This is a genomic window from Castellaniella hirudinis (assembly GCF_047468865.1).
Classification (GTDB): domain Bacteria; phylum Pseudomonadota; class Gammaproteobacteria; order Burkholderiales; family Burkholderiaceae_B; genus Castellaniella; species Castellaniella hirudinis_A.
In genome coordinates this window covers 38,770-54,265 of the sequence record NZ_JBLGTV010000007.1, presented here as the reverse complement: position 1 = coordinate 54,265, position 15,496 = coordinate 38,770, and the positions used below count along the sequence as shown (strand labels likewise).

Sequence of the window (15,496 nt, the reverse complement as noted above, 5' to 3'; positions counted from 1 at the left end):
GGGTACTATGTAGGTTTTCGCTGTCCTGGCACGCATGCGCACAGCCCGTCATTATCTTGCTCAAGAAATCTACCGCTCCACCCTGGTCGTCCTGGTGGCCTTGGTGGGGCTGTTCATGTTTTTTGCCCTCATCGAGGGCCTGGACAAGGTCGGCGACCACCTGTCCCTGGCGAACCTGTTGTACCTGCAGGCGCTGGACATGCCCAACCACCTGTACGAACTGCTGCCCATCGGCCTGCTGATCGGCGCGGTGCTGGCCCTGGCCGGCCTGGCCCAGCGCAACGAGCTCACCATTCTGCGCGCCTCCGGGGTCAGCGGCCTGAAGCTGCTGGGCACGCTGTGGCTGATCGCCATCCCCCTGGTGGCCGGCGCCTACATACTGTCCGAATACATTACCCCCGCGGCCGAGCTGCACGGCAGCGAATCGCGCCTGGCGCTGCTGGGCCGCACGGACGGCGGCCGCCTGTCCAGCGGCTATTGGTTCAAAGAGGCCGACCCCGACAGCGGCGGCACGCGGGTCATCAACATCCACCGGCTCGACGGCAAAGGCCGGGTGCAAGGGGTGGTGCTGTACGAATTCCGGCCCGACGACACCCTGCGGGCTTATGTGCAGGCCGAACGCGGTCGGTTCGACCAGGGCCGGCTGGTGCTGGATCAACTGACTGAAACCCGCATCCACCCTCAGTCGGCCAATGCTCTGTCGGATGCCCAGGCGCCCAAATCCCCCATCGCCCAGGTGACCCGCCTGGCGCAGCGCAGCATCCCCACGTCCCTGACATCCGAACGCCTGATCGCGCGCGTCCTGACCCCGGAACGCATGGCGATTACTGATCTGCTGGACTACATCCAGTACCTGGAAAACAACCACTTGCAAACCGACCGCCAGGAAGTGGCGCTGTGGCGCAAGCTGGCCTACCCTTTCACCCTGCTGGTGATGATGACGATCGCCACGCCCATCGGATTCATGCAGACGCGGCGCGGCGGGGTCGGGGCGAAGGTGTTCCTGGGGATCATCCTGGGGGTGGGGTTTTTCATGCTGAACCAGCTGGCGCTCAATGCGGGGATGCTGGGCGACTGGCCGCCCTGGGCGACCGCCCTGGTGCCCAGTCTGTTGGGGCTGGGGGTGGCTTTCCTGGTGCTGTTGCTGATGGAGCACCGCCATCCCCTGGCCCTGTGGTGGTGCCAGCGGCGCTTGCAGCGGCAAGCGCCGCTGCCTCGACACGGGAGTTGACCATGCCCGGCGTCTTGGCAACGGCCCCGGACGGGGTGGCACCGGCCCGCGATATCTGGATCATCGGCGATGTGCAGGGCTGCACGGCGGCGTTGCGGGCGCTGCTGGCGCAGCCGGCCCTGTCGGGCCCCGACGCCGAATACTGGTTTGCCGGCGATCTGGTCAACCGGGGGCCGGATTCCCTGGGGGCGCTGCGCCTGATCCGCAGCCTGGGGGAGCGGGCCAAGGCGATCCTGGGCAATCACGATCTGCATTTGCTGGCGGTGGCGGCCGGGGTGCGCAAGCACGGCAAATCCGACACGCTGCAGGATATTCTGCAGGCCCCGGATCGGGATGAATTGATCGACTGGCTGCGCCGGCGGCCGCTGATGCTGCGCGCGCACGGGCATGTAATGGTGCACGCCGGTATTTTTCCCGCCTGGACGCTGGATCAGGCGCAGGAGCTGGCGGGGGAAATCGAAACCGCGCTGCGAGGGGATGACTGGCCGCGGGCGGTGCATGATTTCTATGGGGAAGAACCGTTGCTGTGGGACGATGGCTTGCGGGGGCCGGCGCGCATGCGGGTGATCGTGAATGCGTTGACCCGCATGCGGATGTGCCATGCGTCGGATGGGCGGATGGAATTCCACTACAAGGGCGGGCCGGCTGCGGGAGGGGGTCTGGTGCCTTGGTTCGATTTGCCGGGCCGGCGGGATTTGACGGAGCCGGTGGTGTTCGGGCATTGGTCGGCGCTGGGGCTGATGGTGCGGGCGGATGCGATCTGTCTGGATACGGGGTGCGTCTGGGGGCGGGCCTTGACGGCTTATCGGCTGCGGGGTGGGGAGATCGTGCAGGTGATGGCCTGATGGTGGATTGCGTTGGGTGTTCTTTTGTCTGATTGGGCGTTCTTTTGTCTGATCTCGTGGGGGTGCCAGGGGGCGGGGGGAACAGGTCACAAGTTGGCGGCTGCGCCGAAGATATTGGGGTGGGTTCCAACAGTTCCCCCCGCCCCCTGGCACCCCCACTGCCGACAACCGGGCATCGCCCCACTGACGGCTGCCGGAGTATGACGCCACTGCTGACAACCGGGGCATGGCCCTACTGGCGACTGTCAGGGCATGGCCCCATTGACGACTGCCGACGATGGCTCCACTGCCGACAATCGGGGCATGGCCCCATGTGACTGCCGAGGCATGGCTTCAATGGTGACTGCCGGAACGATCTGGAAACTGCCCCGGCTGATGCACGACAGAACGCGGCCGAAGCGCGCTGGGTTGTGGATGATCCAAGCGGCACGCCGGAAAAGCGCTGTCAAAGGCGCGCAAACACCTGGTCGGCGATGTCCAGGGTGGACTGGATGACGGCGTCGTCGTGGGTGATGGAAACGAAACCGGCTTCAAAAGCGGAAGGGGCGAAGTGCACCCCGGCGGACAACATGCCGTGGAAGAAGCGCTTGAAAGCGTCCTGGTCGCAGGCGGAGACTTCGGCCAGGGTGGTGGGGACGGCATCGCTGAAGTAAATACCGAACAGGCCGCCTTGCCAGTCGCCGCTGAAAGGCACTTGGTGGCGCCGGGCACAATCGGCCAGGCCCCGGATCAGCTGGCCGGTTTGCCGGTGCAGCTGTTCGTAGAAGCCGGGTTGCGCCAGGCGGCGCAAGGTGACCAGCCCGGCGGCCACGGCAACGGGATTGCCGGACAGGGTGCCGGCCTGGTACACCGCGCCCAGGGGGGCGATGTCGGCCATGACGTCGGTGCGCCCGCCAAAGGCGCCCACGGGCATGCCGCCGCCAATGATCTTGGCCAGGGTGGTCAGGTCGGGGGTGACGCCGCACAGGCCCTGCATACCCTGGGGGCCGACACGCAGGCCGGTCATGACTTCGTCGAAGATCAGGAGGGCACCATGCTGCGTGCACAGGCGGCGCAGGCCTTCCAGGAAGCCGGGCGCGGGGCGCACCAGGTTCATGTTGCCGGCCATGGGTTCGACGATGATGCAGGCGATCTCGTCGGGGTACTGCTGGAAGGCGGCCTCGACGGCGGCCAGGTCGTTGTAGTCCAGCACCAGGGTGTGCTGCACGAACTCGGGTGGCACGCCCGCCGACGACGGATTGCCGAAAGTGAGCATGCCCGACCCGGCCTTGACCAGCAGGCTGTCGGAATGCCCATGGTAGCAGCCTTCGAATTTAATGATTTTATGGCGCTGGGTGTGGCCCCGCGCCAGGCGGATGGCCGACATCGTGGCCTCGGTGCCCGAGCTGACCAGGCGCACCTGCTCGATGGACGGGATGCGCTGGATGATGGCTTCGGCGATGTCGATCTCGGCTTCGGTAGGCGCCCCGAACGACAGCCCGCCGCTGGCGGCGGCCTGCACGGCCTGCACGACTTCCGGGTCGGCATGGCCCAGGATGGCGGGCCCCCAGGAGCCCACATAATCAATATAGCGGGTGCCTTCGGCATCCCACAGATACGGCCCCTGGGCGCGTTGGATAAAGGGCGGCGTGCCGCCGACGGAGCGGAACGCCCGCACGGGGGAATTCACCCCGCCGGGAATGGCCTTGCAGGCGCGGTCGAACAATTCAGTATTACGGGACATGAGTTCTCGCCAGTGAAAAAGGTCAGGAAAACAGGCGGCTGCACGCTTGCGCGGCGGCCTGGATGTCGGGCGCGTCGAAGATGGCGCTGATGACGGCGATGCTGTCCACCCCGGCCTGAATCAGGGGGGCGGCGTTCTCCGGCGTAATGCCGCCGATGGCCACCACGGCGGGGCGCGGGGACAAGGCCTGCGTCAACTGGCGGCCGGCGCGCAGGTCGGCCAGCGTGGCCTGCACGGCATCGGGTTTGACCCGGGACGGGTAGACCGCGCCGAAGGCTATATAGTCCACCGAGGCCTGCAGCTGGCGACGGGCCAGGTCGGGCTGGTTATAACAGGAACAGCCGATCAGCTTATGCGGCCCCAGCGCCTGGCGCACCTGGGCCGCCGGGGCATCGTCGCGCCCCAGGTGCACGCCATCGGCATCCAGTTGGGCGGCCAGCTGCCAATCGTCGTTGATGATCAGCGGCAAGCCCAGGAGCCGGCAGAGATCCAGCACGGCCTGCGCCTGGGCTTGCCGCTGGGCGGCATCGCCGGTCTTGCGGCGCCACTGCAAAGCGCGCATGCCGCCCGCATGGGCCAGGCGGATGGCCGACAGCAGCCGGTCGGTGTCGGGCCAATCGGGGGTCACGCCATACAGGCCGCGGGGAAATCGTAGTGCTGTCATGGGAGGTATCGCAAAATGTGCCGCCCCATACCGGGATGCAGCGTGTGGGCCATCATGCCCGTGGCGGTCTCTACCGCCTGCTGGCAGGCATCGGCCACCGCCTGGCCCTGGGCCAGGCCACAGACCAGCAAGGTCGCCAGCAGGCCGTCGCGGCCATCAGGCCGCACCTGCGAAGCCGGCCAAGGCCAGTGGCGTTCGCTGTGCGGGGCGGATCGCAGAGCCAGCTGGAACCCCGGGTGCGCAGCGGGCCGGCACGACAGCACCGTATTCGCCCCGAGTTCCAGCAGCGCGTCGAGCGGGTCGGCGGCCCGGGTGGCCGACAGCAGGCCCTGCTGCGCCCAGTGTTCGGCCTGGCCGGGGTCGACGATGACGACGCTGGCCTGGGGCACCAGCAAATCCAGCGCCGCTCCCAGGGTGTCATCCGCGTCCAGGTCGAGCAAGTCCGGCACCGCCGGTGGATTGGACAGTTGCAAGACCAGCGGCAGCGCGCTGTAGTCGGCTGCCACCTGGGCCAGAACCGCGATGGTTTCGGGATCGTATTGCGGGCCGATCTTGATGGCGCCGATGGCCATGTCTTCCAGCAGGCAGCGGGCCTGGTCGTCGATGTGCTCGGGGGCCAGGCGCAAAATGGATTCGACCCCGCTGGTGTCCTGGATATGCAAGGCGGTGATGACCGACCCCGCATGCAGGCCGCGGCCCGCGCAAACAACCGCGTCCGCCGGCAGGCAAGCGGCCCCGGTGGGGTCGTGCGGGCCGATGATCAGCGGCAGGGAAAGAGAGGAAATCAGGGGAGACACCATGATGCGGATAAAAAACAGCAGTGCAGCTGCCGGATTGGGTACTATGGCGTCCATTCTAATGGATTGCCCCAAATCTGATACTCTAGGCATAAGGGCGCATAGCCAAACTTCAGGAGGTTTGCCATGACGACAGAACCACATGATTCCACCGGCGATGCACGCATGGATCTGTCCCGGCAGTTTCTCCTGGCCATGCCGGGCATGGTCTCGGGCGAACTCGCCAACACCGTCATCTATGTGTGCGAACATACCGAACACGGCGCCCTGGGGCTGGTGGTCAACCGGCCCACCGACCTGACCATCGGCGATCTGCTGCAGCGCATCGACCTTCCCCTGTCGCTTGAAATCGGCCCCGTGCGCGAGGCGCCCGTTTTTTTCGGCGGCCCCGTCCAGACAGACCGGGGCTTCGTGCTGCACGTCCCGCGCGGCCAATACAGTTCCAGTATCGCCTTGGGCGACGACGTCGCCCTGACCACGTCACGCGACGTGTTGCAAGACGTCGCCGCGGGCAACGGCCCGGCCCGCTTGCTGGTGACCCTGGGGTATGCCGGCTGGGGCGCGGGCCAGCTCGAACACGAACTCTCCCGCAACGCATGGCTCAACGTGCTGGCTTCCCATGAAATCCTCTTTGAAACGCCGGCCGAGCAGCGTTACGACGCCGCACTGGCCCAGTTGGGGATACGCGCATCCATGCTGACGGGCGCCGCGGGCCACGCCTGACGGCAACAGTGCCGGGCGCCCCGCGTCCCGGCGCTGTTGCCGTTTTCCCCCTTTCTTTTTCAACACCTTGGCAATGTCAGAAGAAGTCTTGCTGGCCTTCGATTTCGGCCTGAAAAAAATCGGGGTTGCGCTGGGCAACACGCTCACGGCCCAAGCCCGCCCCCTGTGCATCCTGACCCCCGCCACCCGCGACCAGCGCTTCACCCAGGTCGCCGATCTGCTGGCAACCTGGCAGCCGGATCGCGTGATCGTCGGCCTGCCCCTGACCCTGGACGGCGGCGAACAGCCCGCATCCCAGCACAGCCGCCGTTTCGCCCACCAGCTCGAAGGGCGCTTTCATGCGCGGGTCGTGCTGGTGGACGAGCGCGGCTCCAGCCGCGAAGCCCAACAGGCCCTGGGCACCAACGCCCCGGACGACGCCATGGCGGCTGCTATCATTCTGCAGCGCTACCTGGATGCGCTGGAAAAATAAAGGAGAGGCCCTGTTGGCGCCGCTATTGTTTTTGGCCCGAGCCTTGCCGGTTGCCCTCTGGATCGCCGCCGGCCTGCTGACCGAACTGATCGTGTTCCCCTGGCTGCGCCGCCCCCGGCGGCGGCAGGTCGTCCGCGCCTGGTCGCGCGGCCTGATGACCCTGTGCGGCATCCGCGTCCACGTCGACGGCAGCCCCGTGCGGGAGGGGGCGGTTCTGTGGGTGGCCAACCACATCTCCTGGGTGGACATTTTTGTCCTGAACAGCGTGCGCCCCACCTCCTTTGTCGCCAAAAGCGATATCCGCCGCTGGCCGGTGCTGGGCCTGCTGGTCGCCTGGGCCGGCACCCTGTTCATCGACCGCGCCCACCGCCACGCGGTGCGCCTGGCCGGCCAGCAGATGCAGGCCTGTTTCGACCAGGGCGACGTGGTCGGCCTGTTTCCCGAAGGCACCTCCACCGAAGGCGCCGACGTCAAGCCCTTTCATGCGGGCCTGTTCGAGCCCGCCATCCAGGCCACCGTCCCCGTCCAGCCCATCGCCCTGCGTTTTCTGCACCGGGGCCGGCCCGCGCCGTCCCTGGCCTTTGTCGGCGACCAGACCCTGGTGGCCAATCTGTGGCGTCTGCTGGGCCGCCGAGGGGTGCGCGTCGACTGCACTTTCCTGCCGCCCATCCCGCCCGCGCCCGGCCAGACCCGCAGCCTCCTGGCCCAACGCACCCATGCGGCGGTGGCCCGGCACCTGAAAGCCCCAAATCCGGGCAACCAGAACGCAGCACCTTAAAACTTCAAATTTCTTGACCCAGAACAAGGACAATTGAAGAATCGAACCCTACACTGAGTCTGTCATTTACTTTCTTCAGCGGCCGCCGCGACGGCCCAGGCGCCATGACCGACTACTCCTCCTATGCCGCCACGCAACATCCCGCCGTGGCGTCCATCGCCCCCGATCTCGAAACCCGCGCCGTCGGCGCAGCCACCGACCTGCGCCTCTGGCTGCGCATGATCAGCTGCTGCAACCTGATCGAAAACGAAGTCCGCAGCCGCCTGCGCAGCGAATTCAGCACCACGCTGCCGCGCTTCGACCTCATGTCGCAGCTCACGCACGCCCCCCGGGGCCTCAAAATGAGCGAACTCTCACGCCTGATGATGGTCACCAACGGCAACATCACCGGCATCACCGACCAGCTGGAAAAAGACGGCCTGGTCGAACGCCTGAAAGACGACAGCGACCGCCGCAGCTCCCTGATCCGCCTCACGCCCAAGGGCAAACGCTACCATCGCCGCATGCAGCGCGCCCACGAAACCTGGATCGAATCCCTGATGGGCGGCCTGGCACCCACCGCCCGCAACACGCTGTTCGAGCTGCTGGGCGACCTGAAGCAATCCACCCACGCGCGGCTGCCTGTGGCCTGATCCAGCGGCTGCCATCACTGCGGTTTGCGCCTTGCCCGACGAGCCCGGGCATCCAACACATTCACGCGATCAAACCAAGCAGGCCGCACACCAGGCATCCCGGCCCATACCCCCCCATTCGGCATAGAATGGGGGTTTGTTTTTTGCGTCATTGCCCACGGGCTCACGGCACCCGGATTCCCGGCAGCCCACCCGGGGCGCTTTCAACACAAGGCGACCATGGCCATCAATCTGCAAATCCCGGCGCGCGACGCCATTTTCCCCGTCCAGGGCATCCGTATCGGCACGGCCGAGGCCGGCATCCGCAAGGCAGACCGCCGCGACCTGACCGTCCTGCTGCTGGACGCGGGCACCAGCGTGGCCGGCGTGTTCACGCGCAACCGTTTTCGCGCCGCGCCGGTGCAGGTCTGCGAAGCCCACCTGGCCGGCAGCCAGGACATCCGCGCACTGGTGATCAACACAGGCAACGCCAATGCCGGCACGGGCGCGCCCGGCCTGCAGGCCAGCCACGAAACCTGCACGGCCCTGGCCGCGCTGCTGGGCCTGGACGCGCGGCAGGTGCTGCCGTTTTCCACCGGGGTCATCCTGGAACCCCTGCCGGTGGATCGCCTGATCGCCGCCCTGCCCGCCGCCCTGGCCGACGCCCAGCCCAACCACTGGTTTGAAGCCGCCCACAGCATCATGACCACCGACACCCAGCCCAAGATCCACTCGCGGCAGCTGGATTTGGGCGGCACGACGGTCACCATCACGGGCATCAGCAAGGGCGCGGGCATGATCCGCCCCAACATGGCCACCATGCTGGGCTATTTGGCCACCGATGCGGGCTTGCCCCCCGCCCTGCTGCAAACCCTGACGCGCCAGATTGCGGATCAATCCTTCAACCGCATCACGGTGGACGGCGACACTTCCACCAACGATTCCTTCATCCTCCTGGCTACCGGGGCCAGCGGGGCGCGCATCGAATCCACCCAAGACCCGCGCTACGCGCCGCTGGCGCAGGCCCTGACCGACGCGGCCCGCGATCTGGCCCAGAAAATCGTGCGCGATGCCGAGGGGGCCACGAAGTTCATGACCATCCAGGTCGAGCAGGCCGCCAGCACCGAAGAAGCCCTGAAGGTGGCTTATGCGATTGCGCATTCTCCGCTGGTCAAGACCGCGTTCTATGCGTCCGACCCCAACCTGGGGCGCATCCTGGCCGCGATCGGCTATGCGGGGATCGACGATCTGGACGTCGGCAAGCTGACGCTCTGGTTGGGCGATGTGCAGGTAGCCACCGCGGGCGGGCGCGATCCGGCCTACCAAGAGGCCGACGGCCAGCGGGTGATGGCGCAGGCCGAGATTCTGGTGCGCGTGGCGTTGGGGCGCGGCGCGGTGTCGGATACGGTGTATACGTGCGATTTTTCGCATGAATATGTGAGTATCAATGCGGATTATCGGTCTTGATCCGGGTGTGGGTTGAAGCAATTGGGGGGTCTTGAGGCTCGGGGGGGTTGAGATAGCCGTATCGCAGCTCATCGTCGTGGCCGGGGGGAATGGGGCACAGGTCGCAATTTGGCGGCTTCGCCGAAGGTGTTGGGGTGGGCTCCAACAATGCCCCATTCCCCCCGGCCACGACGATCTACGAAAAGAGTTAAGCCCTGGAACTACGGCGATGCACGAAAAGAGCCAGGCCCCGGGGCCACGGCGATTCACGACAAGAGTCAAGCCCTGGGGCCGCGGCGATTCACGAACCGTGCTAAGTCCCCTTTTGGCTTCGACAACCTGCGAATAGTGTCCGATCCCTCTCCAGCGATGACGATCTACGCAAAGACGGGGTAGTGTCTTCTTTTGTGACGCGGCCCTGGGGTGAATGCGATGCCTCTCGGTGGCGCGTGCCCAGTGCCGTGTCTTAGTCATGCCATGACGATGGCAGTGCGCCTATCGTGTTTCTTCTGCCCTGCGACGACAAGCGGCAGCACGCTTGGTTTTCAGCATTGTTTCGGCTGTCGGCTGCCGTTGTGTGGCGGGGCCGGAGGGCGCTGTCGGAGCCCACCCCAACACCTTCGGCGAAGCCGCCAACGTGCGACCTGCGTCCCCCGGCCCCGCCACACAACGGCGATATCCCGCTAAAGAACCAACGGCGACACTGCGCTAAACAAAACAGCGGCAGCGTGTGCAAACATCAACGGCCAGTTCCCACTGAACTTGATCATTTGAAACGTTGTCCGACCGGCGAGCATCTATCTGGTGTCCCCAAGAAAATGGGGACTTCCAAGATCCGATCCCACGACCCAAGGACAAAAAATGATTTCCGCTGCAATTATCCTCTTTGCCATCGCGGCTGCAGGTGGCCTGATTCTCGCCGCCCATGTGCTGCGTGGCCATTTCGCCCCCTGGGCATTATCCGTGCTGCATGCCTTGCTGGGGGCCGCCGGGCTGATCCTGCTGATTCTCGCGCTGGCCCAGGGGGCCGCGTCGCAACCGGTGCTGGTCGGCTTTATTCTGCTGCTCATCGCGGCGCTCGGCGGCTTTTTCCTGGTTTCCTTCCATGCCCGCAAGCGGCTGCCGCCCAAAGCCGTGGTAATCGTCCACGCTTTGGTCGCCGTGATCGGGTTCTTGACGCTGTTGAGCGTCGTGCTGTAACGCCATGCGCCATCCTCTACACCCCGCATTGGTTCACTTCCCGGTGACGTGTTGGTCATTGGCCACACTGGCGGATTTCGCCGGTCTCTGGCTGGGAGAGTTCGTTTGGCAATGGTCGGCAGGGCTGCTTGCCGTGGGCTGTATGATCGCCCTGCCGGCGATGGCGGCCGGCGTCATGGAGCTGTCACGCGTGCCGGACGGCCCGGCACTGCGTGATGTCTACCTGCACATGGGGCTCATGCTGACTGCTTTCAGCCTGTACTCGGCGCGTCTTGTGCTGGGCCTGGATCATTGGCAAGCCCTTGCCCCGGATCGCTGGTCTCTGGCCCTGGATCTGGCCGGCTTCGTCGCGCTGGCGGTCGGCGGCTGGCTGGGCGGCCGTCTGGTATATGGCTACGGCATCGGGCGCCAAGCACCCGACGATTGATTTATAAGCAGAAATCTGCGAAAATACCCGGCTTGGTTGTGGCTATATATCGGCCACGGCTTTTTTAGCAGTCCCGGATATCCCTATTTGCCCCGCCTCTGGCCTTGGCTGGCCCGGGCGGGCCAATGGAAACCCCCGGGCAACTTCACAGGAATCCCCCATGTACGCGGTCATAAAAACCGGCGGCAAGCAATATCGCGTTTGCGCCGGCCAAAAACTGAAAATCGAACAGATACCGGCAGACATTGGGCAAGAAATCTCGCTTGACCAGGTATTGTCGGTCGGCGAAGGCGAATCGCTGCAAATCGGCACGCCTTTCGTCGCTGGTGCCGCTGTCAAAGCCACCGTTCTTGCGCAAGGTCGTCACGACAAAGTCAAGATCTTCAAGATGCGCCGGCGCAAGCACTATCAAAAGCACCAGGGCCATCGTCAAAACTACACCGAAATCCGCATTGACGCGGTTGCGGCCTAATCCCCCAGGAGCACTCTCATGGCACACAAAAAGGGCGGCGGCTCAACGCGCAACGGCCGCGACTCCGAATCGAAACGCCTAGGCGTCAAGGTCTACGGCGGTCAGGTCATCTCGGCTGGCGGCATCATCGTCCGCCAGCGCGGCACCCAGTTCCACCCCGGCGTCAATGTCGGCATCGGCAAAGACCACACGCTGTTTTCCCTGGTGGACGGCACTGTGAAATTCTCGGTCAAAGGCGCGCTCAATAAACGCACCGTTTCGGTCGACGCCGCCAGTTGATTCCCACCGGAATCACCCCAAAGACCCTGCCCACCCGGTAGGGTCTTTTTTTTCATAGAATATCCATCATGAAATTCGTAGACGAAGCCACCATCGAAGTCATTGCCGGCAAAGGCGGCAATGGCGTTGCCAGTTTCCGCCGGGAAAAATTCATCCCCATGGGCGGACCCGATGGCGGCGACGGCGGGCGCGGCGGATCCATACTGGCGATCGCCGACCGCAACATCAATACCTTGATCGACTACCGCTATGCGCGGCTGCATCGGGCGAAAAACGGCGAAAACGGCCGGGGCTCCGACCAATACGGGGCAGGCGCGCCGGACATCGTGCTGCGCATGCCCGTGGGCACGGTGGTGCACGACGCCGATACCGGCGAACAGCTATTCGACCTGGCCCAGCACGGCCAGCAGGTGGTTCTGGCTGCCGGCGGCCAGGGCGGGCTGGGCAATCTGCACTTCAAATCCAGCACCAACCGCGCGCCGCGCCAGTTCACCCCGGGGCGCGAGGGGGAAGAACGCCGCCTGCGGCTCGAACTCAAAGTCCTGGCCGACGTGGGCCTGCTAGGCATGCCCAATGCCGGGAAATCCACGCTGATCGCCCGGGTCTCCAACGCCAAACCCAAGATCGCGGACTATCCTTTCACGACGCTGCACCCCAACCTGGGGGTGGTGCGCACCTCGCCCGCCCACAGTTTCGTCATCGCCGACATCCCCGGCCTGATCGAAGGGGCCTCTGAAGGCGCGGGCCTGGGACACCAGTTCCTGCGCCACCTCAGCCGCACCCGCGTCCTGCTGCACCTGCTGGACGTGCAATCCCCCGATCCCGACGTCGACGCCTGCGCCCAGGCCGTCCAGGACGCCCGCGCCATCGCCCAGGAGCTTCACCGCTACAGCCCGGAGCTCGCCGCCAAGCCCCGCTGGCTGATATTGAACAAACTGGACATGGTCGAAGACCCCGCCGCCGTCCAGACGCGCATCTGCCAAGCGCTGGACTGGAACGGCCCGGTGTTCGGGATTTCCGCCCTGACCGGGGCCGGCACCCCGCAACTCATGGGGGCGATCCAGTCCTGGCTGGATGAACAGCAGCGCACAGCCCATGCCCGCGACGATGACCCCCGATTCACGGACGATCCACGCATCGGCCAGCCATGACCCATCCACCGCCGCCCCGCCAGGGCTGCACGGTGCCGTCCGGCTGACCGCCCGCGCGCCGCGCCCCCGTCATCCGGCATTCACCCTTTTGCATTCCGATGACCGCCAGCCTGTGCCCCGCCTGCGAGACACGGGCTTTCCCAACATTTTTCTGTCTCCTTGCCGTCCATGCCTACTTCCGCCTTACCGCCTTCGGTCGCCCTGAACGCTCACCGGCTGGTTCTGAAGGTGGGGTCTTCCCTGGTCACCAACGAGGGCCGGGGCATCGACCTGCCCGCCGTGGCCCAATGGGCCGAACAAATCGCCGCGCTGCATGCGGCGGGCCGCCAGCTGGTGCTGGTATCCAGCGGCGCGATTGCCGAAGGCATGGCCCGCTTGGGCTGGCCCCGGCGGCCCAAGACCATGCCCGAACTGCAGGCGGCGGCGGCCGTCGGCCAGATGGGGCTGGTGCAGGCCTACGAGGCCGCGTTCGCCCGCCACGGCATCCGCACAGCCCAGATTCTGCTGACCCACGAAGACCTGGCCGACCGTCGCCGCTACCTGAATGCCCGCAGCACGCTGGTCACTTTGCTGAATCTGGGCGTGGTTCCCATCGTCAACGAAAACGACACCGTGGTCACGGATGAAATCCGGGTGGGCGACAACGACACCCTGGGCGCCCTGGTGACCAATCTGGTCGAAGCCAGCGTGCTGATCATCCTGACCGATCAAGCGGGCTTGTACAGCGCCGATCCCCGCAAGCACCCGGATGCGCAATTCATCCACCAGGGCCAGGCGGGCGACCCGGCCCTGGAAGCCATGGCGGGCGGGTCGGGCAGCACCATCGGCACGGGCGGGATGCTGACCAAGGTGTTGGCGGCCCGGCGGGCGGCCAACAGCGGGGGGCACACGATCATCGCTTCCGGGCGCGAACACGCCGTGCTGCAGCGGCTGGCCGCGGGAGAACCCATCGGCACGGAACTGCAGGCGGTTTTGCCGGTGCGCTCCGCGCGCCAGCGCTGGATGGTGAATCATTTGCGCTTGCGTGGGCGGGTCACGCTGGACGCGGGGGCGGTGCGGGCGCTGACGCAGGGCCACCGCAGTCTGCTGCCTATCGGGGTGGTGGCGGTGGAAGGCGAGTTCGAGCGCGGGGATGTGGTGGCCTGCGTGGACGAGCATGGGGTGGAATGCGGCCGGGGGCTGACCAATTATTCGTCGGCGGATACTGCGCGGATTCTGCGGCAGCCCAGCCACCGCATTGCGGAGATTCTGGGTCATGTGCATGACCCGGAGCTGATTCATCGGGACAATCTGGTGGTGGCGGCGCGAGGGGGGAGCGCTGGTTAATCAGGTGGTGGGGGGTGGTGCTTCGGGGATTTGCTTCGGGGATTTGCTTTGGAGGGATGTGCCTCACAGGGATTTCATCGTTGATTGGAGGGGCTGGGGGGCATCGGTCGCAATTTGGCGGCTGCGCCGGGTTGGTTGGGGTGGGCTCCAACAATGCCCCCCAGCCCCTCCAATCAACGATTGACGACAGGAGAGACACCGTGAGCAGCAACTCGGGGCCGCCGGTCATGATAAAAGCTGTGGCATGGGTTGTCGGCAACATGCAGCGATCCACAATAAGGCGGCGCTGCGGACGACGACTCGACTCATGGCAAAATCAGCACCATGAATGTTCGCGCAGCGCCTTGAACAGCGATATGCAGGCCTCTTAAGAACGCGAACAAACAACTGTAGACGGTGTATCGGCATCCTGACAACTTTAGTTTGCTACTGCCCAGCTAAGGGCGCCAGTCAACTATACGAGCAACCCCCCAACACTCCCGGCGAAGCCGCCAAATCGCGACCTGTGTCTCCCGCCCCCGCCAGGCCGCCGCGAGCCGTTCAACGTAGAAATATCCAAACCAAGCACCAGCCCCAACGCAGAAAAACGCTATTCAAGCCGCGTCAACCCAGATCACCCCAGCGCACCAGCCCTTCACTTTTGCGCCGGCAAAAAAAGCGTTTCCTTCACTTCCTCCATCACCACGCAGCTTTTCGTCTGCGTCACACCGGGCAAGCGCAGCAGAATATTGCCCAACAGGTTGCGGTACTGGCTGATTTCCTTGATCCGCGCCTTGACCAGATAATCGAAATCCCCCGACACCAAGTGGCATTCCAGCACCTGAGGAATGCAAAGCACTTCGCGGCGGAACTCCTCGAAAGTGCGCTCGGACTTGCTGGACATGCTGATCTCGACAAACACCAGCAGGCCCGCGTCCAGAGCCGCCGGCGAGACCCGGGCGTAATAGCCGGTGATGACGCCATCGCGTTCCAGGCGACGCACTCGCTCGATGCACGGCGTGACGGTCAGGCCCACCGCGTCGGCCAGCTCCGTCATCGACAGGCGCCCATTCCGCTGCAATAGATCCAGAATCCGCCGGTCGATCTTGTCCAGGGCATGCAGGGATTCTTTCTGTACTCGCATCATGTTCTCCAAAATTCGCACACGGGCCGCCCACGAAACGGGCCGGCGCCCTCTCGGCGATCGCCGGGCCGCCGGCGCCGGACGGTCGGGCGGCCCGCGAACCCAAGCGCATGCGGCTTGCAATATCTCGGCATTGGGCCTAAAACAGGGGCAAACAGCCCCTGGCCAAACCGCAGGCCCAGGCCGTAAAACCTGCCGCAAAAACATGGGTTTTCCCGTTTTTCCGCA

At 65.3% G+C, this 15,496-nt stretch carries 17 protein-coding genes; 13 read left to right on the top strand and 4 right to left on the bottom strand.

Going from position 1 to position 15,496, the window contains the following annotated elements:
- Window positions 1–34: 34 nt before the first annotated feature.
- Together lptG and ACMHYJ_RS10390 are read left to right on the top strand one after the other, a co-directional pair.
- On the top strand, window positions 35–1,231 hold the full coding sequence (lptG, locus tag ACMHYJ_RS10395) for an LPS export ABC transporter permease LptG (RefSeq protein ID WP_414246101.1): 1,197 nt from the start codon (window positions 35–37) through the stop codon (window positions 1,229–1,231).
- 2 nt (window positions 1,232–1,233) lie between these two features.
- Window positions 1,234–2,076: a symmetrical bis(5'-nucleosyl)-tetraphosphatase gene (locus ACMHYJ_RS10390; protein ID WP_414246100.1), complete on the top strand. Its 843-nt coding sequence runs from the start codon at window positions 1,234–1,236 to the stop codon at window positions 2,074–2,076.
- Window positions 2,077–2,521: 445 nt separating this feature from the next.
- Here the strand turns inward: ACMHYJ_RS10390 and hemL are convergent, their stop codons facing one another.
- From hemL to thiD, 3 genes are read right to left on the bottom strand one after another with little or no spacing between them, the layout of a single operon-like run.
- Complete coding sequence (hemL, locus tag ACMHYJ_RS10385) at window positions 2,522–3,799, bottom strand: glutamate-1-semialdehyde 2,1-aminomutase (protein ID WP_414246099.1); 1,278 nt, start codon at window positions 3,797–3,799, stop codon at window positions 2,522–2,524.
- Window positions 3,800–3,821: 22 nt separating this feature from the next.
- Complete coding sequence (gene thiE, locus ACMHYJ_RS10380) at window positions 3,822–4,463, bottom strand: thiamine phosphate synthase (RefSeq protein WP_414246098.1); 642 nt, start codon at window positions 4,461–4,463, stop codon at window positions 3,822–3,824.
- On the bottom strand, window positions 4,460–5,317 hold the full coding sequence (gene thiD / locus ACMHYJ_RS10375; protein WP_414246097.1) for a bifunctional hydroxymethylpyrimidine kinase/phosphomethylpyrimidine kinase: 858 nt from the start codon (window positions 5,315–5,317) through the stop codon (window positions 4,460–4,462). The genes thiE and thiD overlap by 4 nt, the downstream gene beginning before the upstream one ends.
- 69 nt (window positions 5,318–5,386) lie before the next feature.
- On the opposite strand from thiD, the gene ACMHYJ_RS10370 reads away from it, so the two are divergent.
- The 11 genes from ACMHYJ_RS10370 to proB all read left to right on the top strand — a co-directional run bounded on the left by ACMHYJ_RS10370 (window position 5,387) and on the right by proB (window position 14,145).
- Window positions 5,387–5,983: a YqgE/AlgH family protein gene (locus ACMHYJ_RS10370; protein ID WP_414246096.1), complete on the top strand. Its 597-nt coding sequence runs from the start codon at window positions 5,387–5,389 to the stop codon at window positions 5,981–5,983.
- Window positions 5,984–6,056: 73 nt separating this feature from the next.
- A complete protein-coding gene (ruvX, locus tag ACMHYJ_RS10365) occupies window positions 6,057–6,455 on the top strand; it encodes a Holliday junction resolvase RuvX (protein ID WP_414246095.1) in 399 nt (132 codons plus the stop codon).
- A gap of 13 nt (window positions 6,456–6,468) precedes the next feature.
- Window positions 6,469–7,233: a lysophospholipid acyltransferase family protein gene (locus ACMHYJ_RS10360; protein ID WP_414246094.1), complete on the top strand. Its 765-nt coding sequence runs from the start codon at window positions 6,469–6,471 to the stop codon at window positions 7,231–7,233.
- Between the two features lie 104 nt (window positions 7,234–7,337).
- Window positions 7,338–7,865: a MarR family winged helix-turn-helix transcriptional regulator gene (locus ACMHYJ_RS10355; RefSeq protein ID WP_414246093.1), complete on the top strand. Its 528-nt coding sequence runs from the start codon at window positions 7,338–7,340 to the stop codon at window positions 7,863–7,865.
- A 219-nt stretch (window positions 7,866–8,084) separates the two neighbouring features.
- Window positions 8,085–9,311: a bifunctional glutamate N-acetyltransferase/amino-acid acetyltransferase ArgJ gene (argJ, locus tag ACMHYJ_RS10350; protein ID WP_414246092.1), complete on the top strand. Its 1,227-nt coding sequence runs from the start codon at window positions 8,085–8,087 to the stop codon at window positions 9,309–9,311.
- Window positions 9,312–10,151: 840 nt separating this feature from the next.
- Complete coding sequence (locus ACMHYJ_RS10345) at window positions 10,152–10,490, top strand: hypothetical protein (RefSeq protein WP_414246091.1); 339 nt, start codon at window positions 10,152–10,154, stop codon at window positions 10,488–10,490.
- Window positions 10,491–10,494: 4 nt separating this feature from the next.
- Window positions 10,495–10,917 carry a DUF2231 domain-containing protein gene (locus ACMHYJ_RS10340; protein ID WP_414246090.1) on the top strand — a complete coding sequence of 141 codons (423 nt, stop codon included), beginning with the start codon at window positions 10,495–10,497 and terminating at the stop codon, window positions 10,915–10,917.
- A 160-nt stretch (window positions 10,918–11,077) separates the two neighbouring features.
- Window positions 11,078–11,389, top strand: a complete 312-nt coding sequence (gene rplU / locus ACMHYJ_RS10335) for a 50S ribosomal protein L21 (protein ID WP_414246089.1) — start codon at window positions 11,078–11,080, stop codon at window positions 11,387–11,389.
- A gap of 18 nt (window positions 11,390–11,407) precedes the next feature.
- Window positions 11,408–11,668, top strand: coding sequence for a 50S ribosomal protein L27 (gene rpmA / locus ACMHYJ_RS10330; RefSeq protein ID WP_414246088.1), 261 nt, complete (start codon window positions 11,408–11,410; stop codon window positions 11,666–11,668).
- A 68-nt stretch (window positions 11,669–11,736) separates the two neighbouring features.
- Entirely contained in the window at window positions 11,737–12,819 is a 1,083-nt protein-coding gene (obgE, locus tag ACMHYJ_RS10325) for a GTPase ObgE (RefSeq protein ID WP_414246087.1), read from the top strand.
- A 168-nt stretch (window positions 12,820–12,987) separates the two neighbouring features.
- Window positions 12,988–14,145, top strand: coding sequence for a glutamate 5-kinase (proB, locus tag ACMHYJ_RS10320; RefSeq protein WP_414246086.1), 1,158 nt, complete (start codon window positions 12,988–12,990; stop codon window positions 14,143–14,145).
- Window positions 14,146–14,779: 634 nt separating this feature from the next.
- Here the strand turns inward: proB and ACMHYJ_RS10315 are convergent.
- On the bottom strand, window positions 14,780–15,268 hold the full coding sequence (locus ACMHYJ_RS10315) for an Lrp/AsnC ligand binding domain-containing protein (RefSeq protein WP_414246186.1): 489 nt from the start codon (window positions 15,266–15,268) through the stop codon (window positions 14,780–14,782).
- Between the last annotated feature and the right edge of the window lie 228 nt (window positions 15,269–15,496).